The organism is Flavobacterium sp. KBS0721, from assembly GCF_002007065.3.
GTDB lineage: Bacteria > Bacteroidota > Bacteroidia > Flavobacteriales > Flavobacteriaceae > Flavobacterium > Flavobacterium piscis.
The window spans coordinates 5,485,228-5,503,991 of sequence record NZ_CP042170.1 but is presented as its reverse complement, the minus strand read 5'-3'; the positions used below and the strand labels follow the sequence as shown (position 1 = coordinate 5,503,991).

Annotated in this window: 7 protein-coding genes; all 7 read right to left on the bottom strand. The window is 34.3% G+C overall.

The features are described from left to right. Positions 1-129 precede the first annotated feature (129 nt). The 7 genes from B0M43_RS22895 to B0M43_RS22865 all read right to left on the bottom strand — a co-directional run bounded on the left by B0M43_RS22895 (position 130) and on the right by B0M43_RS22865 (position 18,759). Positions 130-1,314, bottom strand: coding sequence for a DUF5977 domain-containing protein (locus B0M43_RS22895; protein WP_078005543.1), 1,185 nt, complete (start codon positions 1,312-1,314; stop codon positions 130-132). Between the two features lie 4 nt (positions 1,315-1,318). Further along, the gene (locus B0M43_RS22890; protein WP_078005542.1) at positions 1,319-2,179 is read right to left on the bottom strand and encodes a DUF5977 domain-containing protein; all 861 of its coding nucleotides are present in this window, start codon (positions 2,177-2,179) and stop codon (positions 1,319-1,321) included. Between the two features lie 77 nt (positions 2,180-2,256). Beyond that, on the bottom strand, positions 2,257-2,628 hold the full coding sequence (locus B0M43_RS24680; protein ID WP_078005541.1) for a tail fiber assembly protein: 372 nt from the start codon (positions 2,626-2,628) through the stop codon (positions 2,257-2,259). A gap of 22 nt (positions 2,629-2,650) precedes the next feature. After that, positions 2,651-3,796: a hypothetical protein gene (locus B0M43_RS22880; RefSeq protein ID WP_078005540.1), complete on the bottom strand. Its 1,146-nt coding sequence runs from the start codon at positions 3,794-3,796 to the stop codon at positions 2,651-2,653. 91 nt (positions 3,797-3,887) lie between these two features. Then, a complete protein-coding gene (locus B0M43_RS22875; protein WP_078005539.1) occupies positions 3,888-9,659 on the bottom strand; it encodes a vWA domain-containing protein in 5,772 nt (1,923 codons plus the stop codon). A 13-nt stretch (positions 9,660-9,672) separates the two neighbouring features. Then, positions 9,673-17,097, bottom strand: coding sequence for a hypothetical protein (locus B0M43_RS22870; protein WP_078005538.1), 7,425 nt, complete (start codon positions 17,095-17,097; stop codon positions 9,673-9,675). A gap of 519 nt (positions 17,098-17,616) precedes the next feature. Continuing rightward, positions 17,617-18,759: a hypothetical protein gene (locus tag B0M43_RS22865; protein WP_078005537.1), complete on the bottom strand. Its 1,143-nt coding sequence runs from the start codon at positions 18,757-18,759 to the stop codon at positions 17,617-17,619. Positions 18,760-18,764 lie beyond the last annotated feature (5 nt).

The following is an 18,764-nucleotide window of genomic DNA, read 5'->3' as shown; positions in this document are numbered from 1 at the left end:
AACGCTCTGGTACTATCAACTGCGTGTTGTTATAATAAGTGAAACTTAGTTCCTCATTTTAGTTGAAATTTTATTTGGCTGATTTATTTCTAAATCAGCCACTTTTATTCTATTATGAAATTGTCTTTATTAAAATTGACATTCTAAATATATCTGGCCAGTTGCAGCGCTTATTGATAACACAGGCCTGCTATTTGAACTAGGTTCATAAGATTCTTTATCACCATTAGAAATTAGGAAAAAATTATAGGCTTGTCCTGAAACGAGTAAATCTAATTGAGAACTAGTTAGATTTATTTCGTTATAAGCGGTAGAATTGCTAGGAACAGAAATACTATTGATGAAGGTAGTATTGTCCCAGTCATTCCAATCAGCAGGTTGAAATTCTTGATTAAGTGGAATCTGAATATTGGATCCAAATAAATTAAAAGTCAATGCATTTCCAACAGTGTTTTCAGCAAACTTAAATTTTATTTTAGCAGATTTTGGCTTTATAGTAATTGACGAAGTATCAATAACACCTCTATATCTATTTAGATAATATAATAAATTATCTGCACTTACAGCTGCACCAATAAACGTATTATCGTTATACTCTAAATCTGAGGCAAGGGCATTTCTACATGTACCCCAAGATCTAGATCTTTTTTCAAAAATTACCGATCTTACAGCAGCCAGAGATAGGATAGAAGGAAGTGTTGTGCTAGTTAATATATTACTATTACTTGAATTTCCTTTGGCATCTTTTGCTTTTACATAAAAAGTGTACGTACTAGCTGCAGATAGACCTGTGATAGGATAGTGAAGTACATCAGATGAAGTTGAAGTAAGTAAAATTCCGTTTTGATATATATCATAACCTGCAAGTATCCCATTATCTGTTGATGGAGTCCATGATAATATTAATGAATTTGGAGTAATCGAAGACACACTTAAAAAAGGACTTGTAGGAGGAGTTGAATCAGCAATGCAGGTTCCCGCATTATTCGCATATATTTGAGCATTATTTTCCAACCAGGCAAGTGCTTGATTATTTGCATCAGTTATACTGTCATAGGATACAAATTGATTTGCATAAGCAATAAGTCCAACTTCAGTACCTGTTTCTCCCGGGGAACAATTATTTTTTGTAACGGTTTTAGTTTGTTGGCTATTGTAATGTCGAGTGACAGGTGGGCAGGTCGTAATATCTAAAATAGGAGCAATATAATCTGGATCTGATGTTACATTTGGTTTTGTTTCTTCTGTGGAGGTATTGTCATCTGTATAGTATTTTTCTAAAAAAGCAAAAGACTTATATCCTGTGTTTTCCATGTTTTTAATAATTTATTACAACCTTTGCAGTTGATTGGTTATTAGAATAGTTAATGTATCCAATGTGAGTAACTTGGTCTATTGCGAGATGTGTACCCTGTACTAAAATATTTTTTGAAAAGTTTAATTGCTGTACTTGGTTACCGTCATTATTTATAATGTCTTTACCTTCTTTTAGCATTGTACCGCCAAGGAAAGTGGTGATTTCTACATCAATATTTCCGCTAGCCTTAGAACTCCACCAAACTCCAGCCATTCTAATTTGAACATCATTCAGATTAGAATAAACTTCTTTTACTTTTTTAAAGTTTACCAAGCAAGTTTCGGTACCTGTCCTATCCTGAATGTCACCGCCCCACATAATGTAAGAATCCTGTGCAATTGCGCTAGCCGGAATTTCATTTCCGAGTCCAAATCCTACCCATTTTTTATCTAAAGCACTGAAACCTGTATTTATAAAACCTGTAAAAGTATCTAAATCAACACCGGCGCCAGGAGCCCACTTGTATTTTATTACCATATAATCAAAAGGTAATAATGTTGTTGGCGGTTCTAAAACACATGAAGGGTTTGCTCCACGCCATGCTGTAGGTCTAATACTGCAAGTTCCAATGTTGTTAGCATAAGCCTGAGTATTTGCTTTTAGCCAAGATTCAGCTTGTTCATCAGCTTCGGCAGTGCTTATTGTCGATACAAATTTATTGGCTCCTGCAGTTAAAGTAACTGGATTTCCAGTGGTTCCTTTCAAGCAGTCATTTTTTTTAACCGTCAACGTTTTTTCATTATTATAATAAACCTCTAAGCCTTCTACCGGAGTATGATGATCTCCGTATGCAAAGGGTTTATATGTTGTGTTTTCTTCCATACATTATGTTTTAGTGAGTAATAATGTTGCTTTTTTGTTTTCTAAAACCATTAAAAAGTTATTGAATAATTATTTTATTATAATGGTTTTACAGGCCAGACAATAGTCGTTAAATCATCGACATCAGTTAAATCTCTTAGTGCCTGTCTGTAATTTTTCCATTCTGCTTTTTTCTCTGGAGAAAGAGGCGAATCTTCTACTTGGGTCCAGTCGGTTTCAGTTAATAATGAATTTCTAATTGCTCTTAAGCTCTCCATAATATTATCCTGACTTTCAACAAAAGCAGAATAAGTATGTTTACCATTAATTACTTTGTAATTTTTCGATAAAGCTTGCTGCCATTCTTCTTCGGTCAGTTCAATATTGGGTTGTTGAATATTCTCATGAATTCCTTCAACATAAAAGCCTGTGTATTCTCCGTTTTCGTTGTATGATCCTTTGTACATCATTTTTTATTTTAAAGTTTTATTATTAATAACCAATTGCAAACATGTATCCGGTACTGCCATCAATAATTGCATTGTATGATGTATTCGTAACATTATAAACATGATTAAAACCTTTATTTCCTGACGAATTTCTATAGGTAGAAAGAACAACACTGCCTACTCTCTTTGGCCAGGCAATAGGGAAAGTATAGTTAGTAGAACCATTCATTATATAATCCCATTGTAATATTAAGCCGTTACTAAATTTTTGATATCCACCAGTCAGCGGTATACCAAAAGGGGAATGTCCGGCATCATAATCAGAACTTGTAGAATTAGACACAGAACCGTCTGCCATTAAATATTGGTTAGAAGTGCCGCCAGTTTTTACAAAACCTTTACTTTCAACAGCTTCTGTAAAGGTTTTATTTCCTGCAACGGTTTGTTTTGTGGTTAAGTCAACATATTTTGTATTCAACTCAGGATCTGTTAATGAAATTGAGCTTTGAAACCAATAATCGACTTCGATATTACGGCCGCTTATAGGGGCAGAAAATGTAATAACGGCACTGTCTTCTGCTATAGAATAATCTTTACCTTCTCGAAGCAGCTGGCCATTTTTATATATTTTCACACTGTATTTAAGAGGCGTTTCTTTTAGTGTAATAGTATCATCATTAAAAGTGTCGGCGCTAAAGTTTTCTTTGTAAGGGATCGATGCTTTACCAAAGATGGAATCAGAATTACCAGATGTTGGATTGGTATTTTTAAACCAATAGTTTACCTCAATATTTCGGCTCGTAATCCCTTCACTAAAAATGATTATTCCTGTGTCAGAATTTAATTGGTAATCTTCATTTTCTTCTAATAACTGTCCGTTTTTGAATACCTTGACACTGTTTTCAACAGGAGAAAATTCTAATTCTATTGTTGTGCCTGTAAAATCGTCCTCATATTGTTTGTATGGAGAATAGCAGTTACCGGAAAGAATTCCTGAATTTTGAAAAATGCTTTTTAAAAGTGCCGGAGTAATATAATGCTCATTGTCTGTACCTGTTTCCACCATTTGAAAATCGGCTTTATCGTCATCTCTATGAACGAAATTGTCAAAAATTTCGACGAAGTCAACGTGTGACGGAATATCTCCATCTTTGAATTTGTTGTGAAAGTCATTTCTGCTTGTTGCCATGTTGTTTAATTTTATTTCTTGCTATAAATTTTTGTTTGATGAGGCGGAATAAAATACCAATGAGTTTAATCATTGGTATTTGCTGCTAGTTTTAAAGAGTTAAGATTTTTTCTTCACTGCTGAACATTCCTGAAGAGTTTTCAGAGATTACTTTGAAATGGTGATAGATTCTTTCACCATCATCATTTTTAATAATCAATTCATCTGTATAAGAGTTTACATTTTCCAGCGGAAGAATGACATCATCCAGGTTTGAAGTAACTTCATGAATTTTTTCCCAATTCCCAGATCGGGTCATTTTATATAAATGATATTTACCATTGTGAACTGTTTTCTTCCAATTGAAGATGACTGTTTTTAGAATTTCAGCATTTGTTCCGGTTATATTTCCTGATGCTTCTAATACAGGTGATTCAGGCGAAATAGTATCCGCAATTACAGTAGCTGTAATTTTTGAAGGCTGCGAAGGCGCATAGTCAATATTGATGATAGGATTTTCTGTAGTTGAACCTGGATCTGCATATTCGATTTTTCTTGAAACAGTAATTCGGTAAAAAAGGCCATCGCCAAACGGAACAACTTCTAAATCTTCAAATTCATCATAAAGCGTCCAGACATTATCAAACTCATTAGATAAAGTATCTTCGTCAATTACAATTTCTTTAGCCAGTGTCATCGTTCGTATCGATTGTGCATCCAACATTGAAGAGGCACGATAAATATTGATTTTTCCGATTTTGTATTCCGGCTGATAAGCATTTATTTCAAACTGAATTGATGGTTTAATTCCTAAAACCTGATTTTCAAGAATTGGCATGATTCTCTTAATTTCCGGCGTTTGCGGCGGATTTGAAGCAACCAGTTTTACAGGTCCTAAGGGATCACTAAGTTCACTAAAATTCATTTTAATATCCATTTCGCGAACCGCATAGAAATAAAAACTTTGAGAATTTCCATCCAAATTAAAATCAGTAAACTGTGTTATGTTTTCAGTTTCATTAACGATCTTCATCATTGGCGCAATATCAAAATCGGGATCGGTTGGTTTTAAGGCATGACCATTTTTATCTTTAATTGTCTGCTTTTTATTGGTTGGTACATACGTATTGTCTTTAATGTATTCATAAATAACCGGTACTTCTGTTAATGGAACGTAGGCTGATTTTATAGCTTCTTCAATAAAATAAACAGCCAGTAAATTGGTTTTAACTCCATTAACTGTAGAAATTAATACTTGATTTAATGAGGTTAAGTTCTCTATTGTTTTGGCTTTAATTTCAGGTTTTTGCGTTTCATTATGCCATTTGATAAAATCATTAATTAGTTTTACAAATTCGTCATTATCCGGTAATGGAAATCTGTAGTTTGGCTCAGATTCATTTTCAGGGAAGGATTTGTAATTCCCATTAATTTCAAGGTATTTAAAGTCTAAAAAGTTTTTCCATCTTTTTTCAAAATCAGGTTCTTCATTGCCACCTATTTTTTTTAGTTCTTCACGAATGGTATTTATAGTCGTTGTTTTATACAAAAGATTCAGGAAATCTTGTTCATTGGCTCTATAATGCAATGCGCCATAAGGTTTACGATCTTTTTTGTATTGAGTTGTAAAAGTAAAAGTCGAACGATTGTAAAAATCCGGTCTTGTAGCATATAGATTATGTCCCTCTGTAATTTCTGGTTTTTCGGCCTTTTCAACTCTAACGGCATACATAGGACTCGGAATACTAATCTTGGATTTGTACTCAAAAGTAGGACGAACAGCACGCGAACTAATTCCGAAAATAGAGTAGCGTGTACTTTCATCTGCTCTTGGCTGAATATTTTCTTTTGTAATTCCAGAAGCTTGGTCTTTGTACAGATATACTTTATAACTAGGATAATAGTTTACTTCTTTATTTCCAATAATGATTTCATCATGGCTTTCGAGCATTGTTTGATTTACATAATCTCCTAATTTGAAATCTGTATCATTAACATATAAAACCAAATCTCCTGTTTCTCCAATATTCTTTGTGCGAACAACTTTAAATTCTTTTCTGGTTTTTACAGGAACCGAAACTCCTTGTTTAACAGAGCTTTTTGTAAATAAACGAACAATACCATTAAACCATTCTACAGAGTTTTCGTTTCCTGCTTTAAACTGAGGGTGCTGAGGTAAATTAAAACCAGAAAAAGTGATTTGATATAAACCTAAATGTTTTTTGTCAGCCAATTTGATTGGTTTTTTATCTTTATCCAATTCATATTGTCCGTTTTTATCCATTTTATATGCATCTTCCAATACCTTTTCTATTAGGGCATTTTTCCAGATACCTCTGGTTTTCTCTAATTGCAGCTCTGTTGTGTTTTCGCTTTCAGGCTGAATAACTTCACGATGAATAACATTTAAACTTTCGGGATATTGCACTTTAAAATCAATTTCCGGTTTATGCCAGTTCGTGTCCGTTAACATGTTTTGAACCAAAGTGCATAATTTACTTTCAGGCATCTCTATGCCCTTAATTTGGTCAGAGTCTATTGTGGCATCTCCGTCAGCATGAGTACGGTCACTTACTTCTTTCTTAAGTACAGTGATATTAGCATAGCCAAATTCATCAGGATCCTGAGGTTTTTGTTTTGGTTTAAGAACAACATTTATATCCTGAATTACATAATTTTGATCTCCAATGGTTAGAATTCCTCCTGTAAATCTTGCTTTATTGCTTTCAGTTAATGTTACTTTAACATCTTCGCCGCTGCTAAGAACTTTATACTCTCTTATTGTAACAATTGAGGTCAGTTCATCATCATTATTAATACTTGCAATTTCACCATATTCTACTTCAGGAAGTCTGTCTTTGTAGTATAGTTTAAAATGATCTGCAAATATTTCTTCTGTATCAGGAAAAATACTGTTTTTGTCCAACTCAGCTTTTTGAGCAGATATTTCTGAAGGAACAGTGTAACTTAATAATTCCTGAGCCGAGTAATAGTCAAATAAAATTCTAACCAATGTTGGATCATCTCCTATAATTTTACCAAGACGGTCCTGCTCAGATTGAGAGGTGAACATTAATGGGTTTTCTTCGGTAATTAAAAGTGAGTTAATATTGCTTGGCGGCATTAAATTGTTTGCCGGTTTAATATCAGACTCAATACTTATTCTTCTTCCGGCAGATGCTCTGGAGAAAATATTAACGCCATATCCCTGATAGATATAAGTTTTTTTACCTGCTTCTTCCTGACGTACATTTAAGATTGATTTCCCAGCATCCGGAATAATAACCGGTACCGGCTCATAAAATGATTCGTTAAGGTTTTTATTGACATTGCGATATTCTAAATCAAATGATATTTCTGGTTTTCTCCAGTTTGTTTCGCCATCAATTTTAAAATTAATACCTACATAGACAGGGAATGTAAAGGAGCTTCCATCATATTCTAATGAAGATTTAAAGAAATCATCAGCCTTAGTAGATGCTATGTCATAATCCATGACGTCATCCATAAACAAACTTACGTATCTTTTCTTTCCGTCAAAACTATATCCGTTTGGATCTGTAATTTGAGCATTTTGATTTTCATCTGAACCCACATTTAAACCAGGCACAATTTTATTTAATTGAACCGGCAGAGAAAAACGCTCTGTAGCTGTAGAAGTTGGAATACTCATAGAAAGATGCTGAACCTCTCTTGATCCCAGGCCATCTCCCAAATCACCAAAAGTGGTGTATTCTGTTAGATAAACATAGTCTCCGGAAAGCACTTCTTCGTCAATATCAATACATCCCAAACCTAACATACGTGCAATATGGTAATCGTTTGCCGCAATATTTAACAAATCAAGATTAGATATTTTTTCTGCATCGTCCTGTTCTTCTCCCGGTTCAGGATCTTTATCTGCGTCAAGATCTCCAAAGTTGATCGCTTCTAATGCGGTTGGGTCATTTGGATTTTCGCTTAATTCGATATAGCGTTCAACAATTGACTTAATGTTTTTATCGCTTTCATCTCCTTCAATGGTTGGTCTGTTCCATTTGCTTTTATAATTGGCAATATTTACATATTCGCCATCATTATATTTTAGCCATTTTCCATGAACAGCATTGAGTTTTGGTTCTAATTGCTCAAAAACTTCGATATCATTTTTGCTTAAACCATATTTGCCTTTTAAATTCCAATCGCCATTAGTATTGGCATGTGTAATGAAATCTGAATAAAACTCAAAGTTTATAGCATTCAAAGTACAGTTATCAGCCTTAAATCGAATGCTTCTTCCGTTCTCTGCAAGCAAACGAACGTTATTTAATTGTGTCGAAGAATAACTTTTACGATTTGTAACTCTCTTAGCAGCAATAATGGTATTCTCTGCAACAGATAAAGTTTCTAACCTTACCTTACTTGAAGATGTTGGTGGTGAAAAGTTTAATTCTGCAGCAAAAAACAATTCGGTTTTATTTTCAATTTCAATTAAGTTGTTTCCGTATGCCTGCATAAAAGCGGCAGCGTTAGCTAACGGATCTATACCAAGTTTGACTGATTTATACTTTGCTTTATTTTGAAAACTAACATAAATAGATCTCTTAGAATCCATTGTCTTATAAATCCATAAAGCCCTTTGATTATCTACAACATTTGGTTCTCTGGTTAGATCTAAAGTGTGGCTTACTTTTGTATAAGGAGCCCTGTATAGTTTTACAAAGTCCTCCGGTTTATTAAAATTAATTTTTTCACCCTTATATAAATCTCCTTTTGGAAGATGTTTTTCACCTAATTTACCAGCAAGCAGCCAGCGAAGATGAATTCCTCTGGTACTGTCAACTCCTTTAGAACCTGAAGCGGCAATTTGCAAATAAGTAGACTGCAGATTAGTTTTTCCTGTAGTAATATCAATTATAGATGATTCTTTGCCAACTTTAAAGCTGATAGTAAAACCTAAAGGATTTTTAACATTGTTTAAAGCAATTGGAGTAAAGAAATTTCCAAGCGCTAATGGTTTTCCTTCAATTCGAATTACAACCTCAATTTGTGTTGAGCCCGGAATTGTAACAGCATTTTGAAGTTTAAAAGTTAAGCCATTTAAACTGCCCGCAGTGTGTATTTTTGTTCCTGTGCTTAAGGAAAGAGGAACACGGCTTTTGTTTCTAAGAACAAGAGTTCCGGCTTGCTGGCTTACTTTTACACCTTTCTTTAAAGCAGGATAAGCGATTTTATTTTCAACAATACTTACATTCGAAATACAGCCCGTTTGAGCAGCAGACAAATCCGTAATAAGCCTGTTTAATTCTATTCCTAAAGTGCTGAAATCAGGAACCCTAAGGTAATCTGAATCCAGAGCAGAGATTTTATCCTCTTTTAGTTTTGGTGCTCTGCCTAAAAAAGTATTTAATGGCGTTGTTAATTCCTTAATATCTTCCATAGTGCTCGTAACACCATAAACAAAGACCTGTGATTTTAGATTTAGATCAGTGAATAAATCTTTTAAAAACTCAGAGTTGTTTACCTGAATTCCGTCTGTTACAACGAAAACAATATCAGGAGTTACAGCTAAATTCTTGGCAGCATTTAAACCAGAAGCCCAATAATCAGATTGGATCGTAACTTTACCATTGCCATATAGATTAATCCAGCTTAAAAAATCCTGTTTGTTACCTGCAATTTTTTTCTGAATAACATTATCGGTTCTGACAGCGGTATCGCTGTCAGACATTCCGATTAATGAAAGTGTTATATTGCTTTGCGCCTGAGCATTAATAAAAGAAGTCAGTCCATCTCTAATTTGCTGTGCTTCATTGGTGTTTATCGAACCGGATTCGTCAACAACGATTGCTATATATTTTTCGCAGTCCGAGAGTGGGATTGCCTGAAGATTTATAGAACTCATTTTTTATTGTTTTTTAAAGATTTATATTTTCTGATTCTGCTTGTAGTTGTACTTTTATGTCTTGCCTGTCAATTGATGAAGTCAATGCTCTAGTTGCATTTACAGCAATTTCTTCGTTATTCCACATTCTGTAATCAAACATGATATCCACATTAGGCTCTAAAATGAATTTATCATCATGCATTATCAATACCTGCGAATAATCTTTGGAATGCAATACCTTATAATCATCTTTTTTAGTATATTTTTTCTTTTCGTTTTCGACCGTGATCGTTACCACAGAAATAGTCTCCTGGATTTCTTTCAACGGTATTTTCGGAATATTAAATGGCTCCGGATTACGAATTAAAAGCGCTATTACCTTACCTGTATTGGTATCAATAATTTTATTTACCTCAGTATTTTGAGCCGGATCAAGAGGAGACAGTTTTAAAACTCCCTCAATGGCGCGATCAAATGAATGCTGATATTTTATTGCAATTGAATCACTTAATGTATTTGCTTCAGTTTTTGCTGCGGCTAAATGATATAAGGCATCAATTTGTTCCTGATTGACATTTACATTTACATCAAAGACTGCTTTACGATCTGTGGCTTCATCGATGTTGTAACTCTGAATTTGCTCTTCAAAATTTTTGTAACGAGAAGTCTGGAATCCGTATTGATGTACTAAAACATTTTCTTTTTCATCTACTTCTTTGTTTTGGTTAACATCGTAATAATTATTAGCTAAAACGGTATATAGTTTTGAAGGTTGTAAATCAGTTAGGTTAACTTGATATCCATAAGATTTTGGTTTTAAAGGATCTCCTAAAAGAATACCGCATTTTGTTTCAGGATGAGCACCGATAAAGTTATTTATCAATTTAATACCCAGTGGAATTCTAGGATCGTTATCACTTACCCATTTTGCATCTCCTTCATTATCTCCTTCTGTTGCTCTTGGATAAGTTACGGTCTCTTCTGGAAGCGGATATGGAATAAGCGTGTCATTAAGAGGATCTTTTATAATAAGATTCAATGATCCCTGGATTTCCTCGCTTTTAGCGCCATAAGCAGACCAGCCTTTAAACATGTGATAAACATAAGGACTTGTAAAAAACATCGAGATCTTACATTGTTCATGTCCGTAGAAAACAGGTTTAGACTGCAGTAAACTACCATCTGCATTTGGATAAGAACGATTGTAATCTAAATATTGTCTTAGCGACGTCAATGGTGATTTTGACAAATCTGTCAATTCGTTCTTTGCCGGAGGCAGTTCACCTGGCAATACCGGTTCTGGAACAGGATCTGGAACAGGAAAGTGTCCAACAGGTCCTAATGTTTTAAATCCATAGAAATAGTTAAAATCAAGTGGTTTATTGTCATCTACAGTATCAGTCAAAGTAAAATCTAAACAATAGGTTGTATTAGGTCTCCAGATTGGCTGAACAGTATTTCGTACTGCAGCTTCCATCGCTTCTCGGTTTTCTTGTACCGCCTCGATTGAAGGAATTGTTGTGTTATGGAAATAGCTTTCTTTGCTTAACCATTCGATACTCTGAACGCTGGTGGTGTAATCTAACTCCGGATCTTCTTCTGTATATCCACTTGAACAAATCGTCTCATTAACCGTAATTAATTTAGAATTTTTAGGTCTTTTGTTATAATCCACTTTGGCAGTAAGCGAAAGTGTCGTTAAACTTGTAACTTCGGTTGTTAATGCTGCAACAGACGAAGTAAGTGTAACATTTTCTGCAGCATATAAAGAACAATTATTAAACTGATTATTAAACAACGAGAAGTAAACTCCTTTTTCTTTAGGTTTAGAGGAAAGCATCAGGATTTCATTTGCAGAAGGTTCATTTTGAATATGGATAATCGATGCATTTTCAATCGTAGTCCCTCTTTTAATTAATCTGATAAGCTCCAATGTTGAACCAAAAACAAATAAGTAATCTTTATTATAGGCAATAATCGAGTTGTCGGCTAAAGTCTTGTTAGATAGGTAAATTGCCGAATCGAAAATGGTATCTTGTTTTACAATATCTAATGAGTTTCCTGTAATTTGAGCCAGACCAAATTTTCCGTTTGAAAATTGAACCGTAACCAAAGTTTTTCCGTTGAAAATAACAGCATCAATGATTTCAGATATAGAGGCATCAGAAATTACTTTTGTACTCAAATTAAGATCAAAGCGAATAATTTTCTTGTCTTTTGTAATTAGACTAAATTCCGAATCGCTATGCTGAAGAACTTTTATTGCCGTTCCATTTATTTTTACACGTTTAATAAGATCGCGGCTGCTTCCGTTAACCCAATTAATTTGAGTTTCATTTTCTAATGTATTAACCCAAAGCAATTCATTATTGGCTAATGGCAGTACTTTGTTAAATCCTAAAGAATAACTATTTAAGTATTGAGTCCCTGTTTTTAAATTTAGTTCGTCATCAAGCTCAACAATAGCCATTGCATCGATAGGAGACTCACATCCCACAATAAAATCAAGATCAATAACGGCTTCTCCAATTCCTTTACATTGATCAGCATCTAGAGCCTGAGTTACCAGTAAATTATCATTTACAACCTGCATCGAAGTAACAACACCGTTTAATAGACGTTCTCTTAAAATATCCCCATTTGAGTTCATTTGTAAAAGCACGGTAGTATTTTTCTGCGGATGGAAAGAGATAATATAAGTGTCGTTGTATTTTATTACTTTGTCAAAAGCATATAAATCTTTTCCTTTATATCCGTAATAATGCGTAAAAGTCAATGCATTTGGCGTTTCTTCCTGGATATTTTCATTTCCGGCATTGGTTTTTAATTGGTTTAATTTTGCATGTAACAAATCATATTTTTCAAGGTCGCGCGGCCCGGACATTACAAAATCTCCGTTTGCACTTGTATAAGTATCGTCAAACAATGCCGCAATTTGGTTTCTCACGTCTTTAATAGCTTCTGCCTTAGCCGCAATTGGTGTAATTACAATTTTATCGATTTTTGTTTTTGAGCTAGCATCAATTTCTTTGTGATATAAAGTTATTTCATTTAACAGCTCAGCTTTAGTGTATGTTAACTCTGTAGAAATTTCTCCACCAGCGGTTTTTCTTATATTAACAATTTCATAAGAAGCTAGTTTAGCACCCTCTTTAATAACAGAGGTATACGCTTTTATTTTTACTTCTTTGGCCTGCGTTGTAAGCTTAAATGCCGGCTCAATGGCAGATTGAGGGAAAATAACTTCTAATTCATTATAGTTTTTGAATGCTAGTGATTTAATGAATTTATGAGGATTTCTCTCTCCGGTGATACTCATAAAATCACCTTCTGTGGTTTGGCTGTTTTCAAGAACTTCCGGAATTTCTCCAATTAGTTTAAAAAACAATCCGCTAATTTTATCTGCGGTATATTGTGTAGGAACATAATAACGTTGCCCAATTTTTTGCCTAAGGAAATCAGTATGTTCTTTTTTAATTTTATCAGATGGACAGAACAATTTTGAAGGTGTAATTCCGAATTGCTCCGGTGCATGCCATCCTGGTTCTCCCGAGCTTAAAAATGAAAACGGATTTGTGGCTAATACACGAATACTGTCGTACTGATCAATTGCTTTCTGCCATTGCGCCCAAGGTAAATTTGTGACTTTACTGCGTTCATTTTTTTCTACAACAGCTTCAAACGGATGATAATCTTCCCAGACAGATCCATTCCATGATTTTAAATTAATTGATTTAATTTCATATTTATGTTTAACCTGACGAATTGGTCTTCCGGCAACTTTTTCAATTGGCGGCATCATATCTGTATAGTTTTTTGCATCGCCGGTATAACCGCCAATTTTTTTAGATAATGATGGATTTGGCAATAAGCCTTTTGCCATTTTAATATCGATATACGTGTCTAGCGGAATTATGTTTGTAATAAGATCTGCTTTTGGCATACCACCCTCAAACTGTTCTTTATTGTAATCTTTCTCATCTGTCGATTTGAAATAATCAAGAGCAAAAGCCTGATTAGTTAGCATGTGAACTCCTTTTACATTTTCTAATGTTCGGTTGTCTTCGTCATCTCCTAGTGTTCCTTTTGGCAGCGGACTGTATGGCGTACGATCAACGGTTCGGTCAATGTCCCATTGAAGTTCTATAAGAAAGTTTTTACGAACTCTTACAAAACCAATTTTTACACGAACACTTAATTGCAGTTTAGCGTAAATTAAGAATGGTCTAAAGGATTCAACTGAGAAAACGGTGTCCAGAGCAATTTCAACTTTTATAATCCAAATTTTAATTTGAATTCCGCCGCCTGCAGTAATATAACCGCCCATTTGCGGACGTTTAAAAGAAATTTTCCCTCCTAATTCTAAATAAGCCCATAGTTTTACCTTAGCAGGACCAAAGCTTTTTTCGAGTTTAAAATCTAATCGGGCTCCAGCCTCAATTCCCTGAGCCGAAAGCATGATAAAAGCTTTTGCAGAAAATAAAGTCAGAATTCTGGCCATAATTGGGTCTTTTCTAGATCCAATATTTACATACCACGGTTTTTGGTTTTTAAAGAAGAAACCTGCTTCCAGCAAAGCATGCAACTGGAAGATTTCACCTTTGTCTTTAGGAATACTAAATTCTGCTCCGGCAGCCAATTCTAACGAATCATCTCCAAATGCTACCATGGCAAAGAATGGAGGATTGCTAGGATCATCTTCAATAAGTCCTAATCGTCCGGCAATAACATTTAATCCTGCCTCAATATAAAATAGAGTAGGAAGAGATAATAACAACATCGCCCTTAATGACAATACATGTCCGCCATCAGCAATGGTTCCAAAAGTCGCTCCGGCACCAATAGAGAATGGCGATTTGTACTGCATGGAATCAGGTGGACCGCTGAATTTATTAATATTAATTCCAGGTTTTGGATGTTTGTAAAACTCGTACCATGAATTATCTTTATTTAATCCTGCGGCTTCTTTAGTTGCTACATATCTAAAACCTAATAAACCTCTAAAAGCAGAAATAGCAAGAAACCCTAACGGAATAGGAGTAGGAAGCTCAATATGAGCATCTACTAAAAATGCCGGATATTTAGGCATAAATCGCATGCCAACACCACCTGAAATTTTTGCTTTTGGCAGTTTTAAGGAAACCTGCCCTTTAAATTCTTGAGATTTTCCAGGTTCAGGAAGCGAAATCATACCATTGATGATAGCCATTGCAGATGCTTCTGTGGCTGTTCCTGGAATGATTAAATCAACCTCGATAGTTTGAATTCTGATAAACGAATCTTCGTGACCGTCTTCAGTACAGTAATAATATTTAACACCTTCTCCACGAGCGTCAACTCCAAGCGGATTGATACTGATAGCACCATCAAAACCAAAGAAATTATATTTACGTCCGTTAATTTGGGTAGAACCAAAATTTACATTCGTAACCGACATCTTAACCGGACCAAGCTCTAATGAAAAGTTGATCGGAATTGGGATTGAACCTCCTTCAACCTCGATGCTTCCATCGCTGTAAATACGAAGTTTTTCAATGTTAATTCCCTGTCCTTTCATTAATCGCTGCATGACAACACTAGGAAACGAAACATAACATGAAGTTCCTACATAATAATCTTTGTCTTGTTTTCCCAGTTCAAAACTGTAAAAATCAAAATCGACAAGATTCAGTAAATTGGCACGAGGAGCTGTTTCTTTAGGAAATGAAGCAGTAAGATTAAAATCTCCGTCATCGTATAAATGTCCTTCAAGAATGGCACTAAATGGTCTTTCTGGTTCATTTGGCCGTTTTATTTTAAACTTTTCAAATAATAGTTTTCCTTTAATATTCGAACCTATTACTTTGTTCTGTTTAAAGGAAATATCAAATTTGTTAAAACCAATTTTGAAACCTCTTTCTGGAGATCCAATGGTTTTCCAAAGTGTATTATCTAAATTTAATTCAGATAAAAAACTTTGGTATTCTTTAGCGTTACTAAAAGTATAAGTTGTCGAAGACTTAATAGAGGTAGAGGCTAAATTAGAAAGTGTTGTCAGCGATAAGGGATAATCAAAAGCATAAGGTTTTCCTTTGCTGTTTAGTTCTTGTAAAAAGGCAATTAAAGATTCATAATCGGCAATTTCTTTTTTAGTTACAACAACATCTTCATCTCTATCAAACATAGAGATTGGATAATTAAAATTGAATTTGTCGTTGAAGTAATTAAATGTACTTCCCATACTTCGAACGGTCTCAAGGTAAATATTTCCTGAAAGGCCACCTGAACCTACTAATAAATCTGAAGCACCAAGTCTTAGTGTTTTGTTTTCATTTTCAGGGCTTGTTTTAGGATCATGAAACCATCTTGAAGGTAGTGTAACCGAAACGGCACGGGCATAAACTCCAACAAAATCATTAGAACGCCCATCGGCATCCGCTTCAGGAATGTTGGTTTTTTTGCTTAAATCGACTTTTAAAGTATCTAATTGAAGAATTAAACCGGTATTTCCAATCATTGCAAATGTAGAAGGACTTAAGCTTCCTCCTAATTCCAGCTGATAACCAATTCCGGCTTCAGTATCGGCATACAATTGTGCCTTACCAAATAAGAACATTGATTTAGCAGCAGGGTCGGGGTATGCCGTACCATCTCCATTTATTGGTCTTAATATACTTTGGGGAAACTCAATAGCGGCACTCAAAGCTAAAGTTGCTTTGGCTTTTGGAGTGATGATTCTTTTAATATAAGCTTCGATACCATTTGGAGCGATGATGTTATAGAATTCCTGTAATTTTTGTTTCGTTGCGCTTAAATCTTCATTTAAAATATAAGTGGCGAACAACAATAAAGGAATTGTTTCTGTAATAGCCGTACTGGTATTGATAAGTGTAATTACACTACTAATAGATTGTTCAGCGCCTTCAGGAAGTTCTAGTTTTTGTGCTTCAGGCAAATTCAGTATTCCGTTAATATCTTCCAGAAGGGTTTCATATTTTGTTTTTCCTTCTTCGGCTTCAACAAAAATGTTCAGCATGTGGGCTATAACTTGTTCTTCGCTGATGCGAAAAACCTGTAAGCCTACAGAATAAAAATCTTTCATAGAGAAAGAAAAACTGCTTGAGCTGAATGTTTTTAGGAAAGCTAAAATTTCCCATTGATATTCTAACGTAATAGGAAATGAGGAAATCGTAGAATCTCCGTCAGGATCCGGGTTTAGAACAAGTCCTAAACCGAATGGAAGCGGAAGAGCCAGTCTTTCGCTGGTAACGATGTCAAGACTATAAAAGGCGGAGTCGCCGCGATATCCTTTAGAATATTGTAAGTTTTTGTAGTGAATTTTATCAAAAATGGCATTTAAACCATTTTCGACAAACGATAAAAATTCAGGTAAATCATCTACAGTGATTATCTCCGATAGTCGGGGATAATATCTTGCTGCAGGAATTGGAACCGCAGGAATAGGATTAGTTGGCATATTCTAATGTGTTTTTGACTTTGATTTTGTTCATATTCTGAATGATTAAGTTGTGGCAGCATCAAACCAATCTTAGCGCTCAAAAAGCATAATTTTTGGGTTAATGGTTTTGGTAATCTGCATTGATTTGTCCAGGTTTAGTACACTTTATAAAAGGTTCTTTTTTGGATTTTTAACACTGTTTATCCCTTTTGGTAGTGTAAAAGTCAGCTTAAAATAGGGGTTTAAAAAACAGGTGCTTAGTGGTTTAACATGGGTGTTCTGGAGCTTTACAGAGTTGTAAAGTAAAAGGACAGGTAGGAGATCCATTGTTGAAAAAGCTAAATGAAAGAGCAGGACATTAGTATTTTTTAGTTTCCTAATGGGTAAAATGTAATTATTCGAATTTTATTAATTTTTTTCTTTTGAGAAAATTTAATTCACAACAAGTCAAAGAAAAATCTATGACTTGTTGTTTTATAATTATCTTTTTTCAGATCTCGCCAACTGGTAAATCAATTTATTAATTAGCGAAAATTATTATTTCATGTTTTCAATAAAAATTGTACGGTTTTCTGTTCTAAGAACTGTATTTGCATTTAATCCGGCACTATTAGTTTTGTCATTATATTCTACTGAATTTAGAAAAACAATACTAAAAGAAGCTTCTGACGCTCCCAATGTTTTTGTGTTCGCTGCATCTCGTAAGTAATAAGTTTTAGATACCTGTCTGACGCTATTTCCATCAATTGTATGTTCAGGAAAAGTGATGTTTGACCATCTTGCATCTATGGAAGAAGGATTGTGATGATCAAAAATTAATATATTTTGATAGTTTTGATAACCATTATTATTTAGGCCATTATATTCTGCTATTTTGACTTGATTTACCGGATTTGTTCCTGAGAAAGTTGTACCAAATATGCCGTTATTAACTTTTAAGAAAATTTCGGATTTAATTAATGTAGGTTTAATATTGTTACTGCTAGTGAATTCATATAATGTTGCGATGATCTGTGTAAACGTATTAAATCTATACATTGAAATATCAGAAAAAGTACCTATAGCTAAACTTGTTGAGATGTTCTGAGATGTTCCCGAAACAGCGTTACCATAAATTGTTTCAATAATTCTTGTTGATTTATAAATTATTGGAAAACCATCAGATGTTGTGAATAATCTTGATCGAAGATTATTATGAGTTTCCCATAGTTGACCATTTGTATCTCTCTCGATAGCTCCGTTTTGTGCTGTATTTGTCAGAGTACCATTTGGTATAATTAAAGGAGGGGTATTTATAGTACCAGATGCTAATGTAACTTTATTTGTAAAACTCCAAGCTCCAGAAATGGTTTGAACTTGGGATTTAATCCATATCCACCAATTAAATAATTTCAATCGGGTAATGACTTTATTGTCTTCTGTTACAGCAGTTGTTATTTGTGTTTCCGGATCCGAAGCAAGATTTACGGTTTTATTGTCAATTAATTCCTTCAATACCTTTCCTTGTCTGGCATCTAGGGCTTTACCTTCGCTGGTGCAATCAAGTGCATTGTAGTTTTCGGTTTTTAGAGTGCTTAAATCGCTAAACTCTAATTCACCTTTCATATTCGTTTTTAAAATTTTGTCATGTTGGCTTGTTTCTAGATCTGACACTTTAATTCTGTTGTGATTTGTACTCATTTTTA

What these genes read in the sequence shown, in the direction of transcription:
- B0M43_RS22895 (WP_078005543.1), bottom strand. Translation starts at nt 1,314, where the DNA reads ATGGAAAACACAGGATATAAGTCTTTTGCTTTTTTAGAAAAATACTAT.
- B0M43_RS22890 (WP_078005542.1), bottom strand. Translation starts at nt 2,179, where the DNA reads ATGGAAGAAAACACAACATATAAACCCTTTGCATACGGAGATCATCAT.
- B0M43_RS24680 (WP_078005541.1), bottom strand. Translation starts at nt 2,628, where the DNA reads ATGATGTACAAAGGATCATACAACGAAAACGGAGAATACACAGGCTTT.
- B0M43_RS22880 (WP_078005540.1), bottom strand. Translation starts at nt 3,796, where the DNA reads ATGGCAACAAGCAGAAATGACTTTCACAACAAATTCAAAGATGGAGAT.
- B0M43_RS22875 (WP_078005539.1), bottom strand. Translation starts at nt 9,659, where the DNA reads ATGAGTTCTATAAATCTTCAGGCAATCCCACTCTCGGACTGCGAAAAA.
- B0M43_RS22870 (WP_078005538.1), bottom strand. Translation starts at nt 17,097, where the DNA reads ATGCCAACTAATCCTATTCCTGCGGTTCCAATTCCTGCAGCAAGATAT.
- B0M43_RS22865 (WP_078005537.1), bottom strand. Translation starts at nt 18,759, where the DNA reads ATGAGTACAAATCACAACAGAATTAAAGTGTCAGATCTAGAAACAAGC.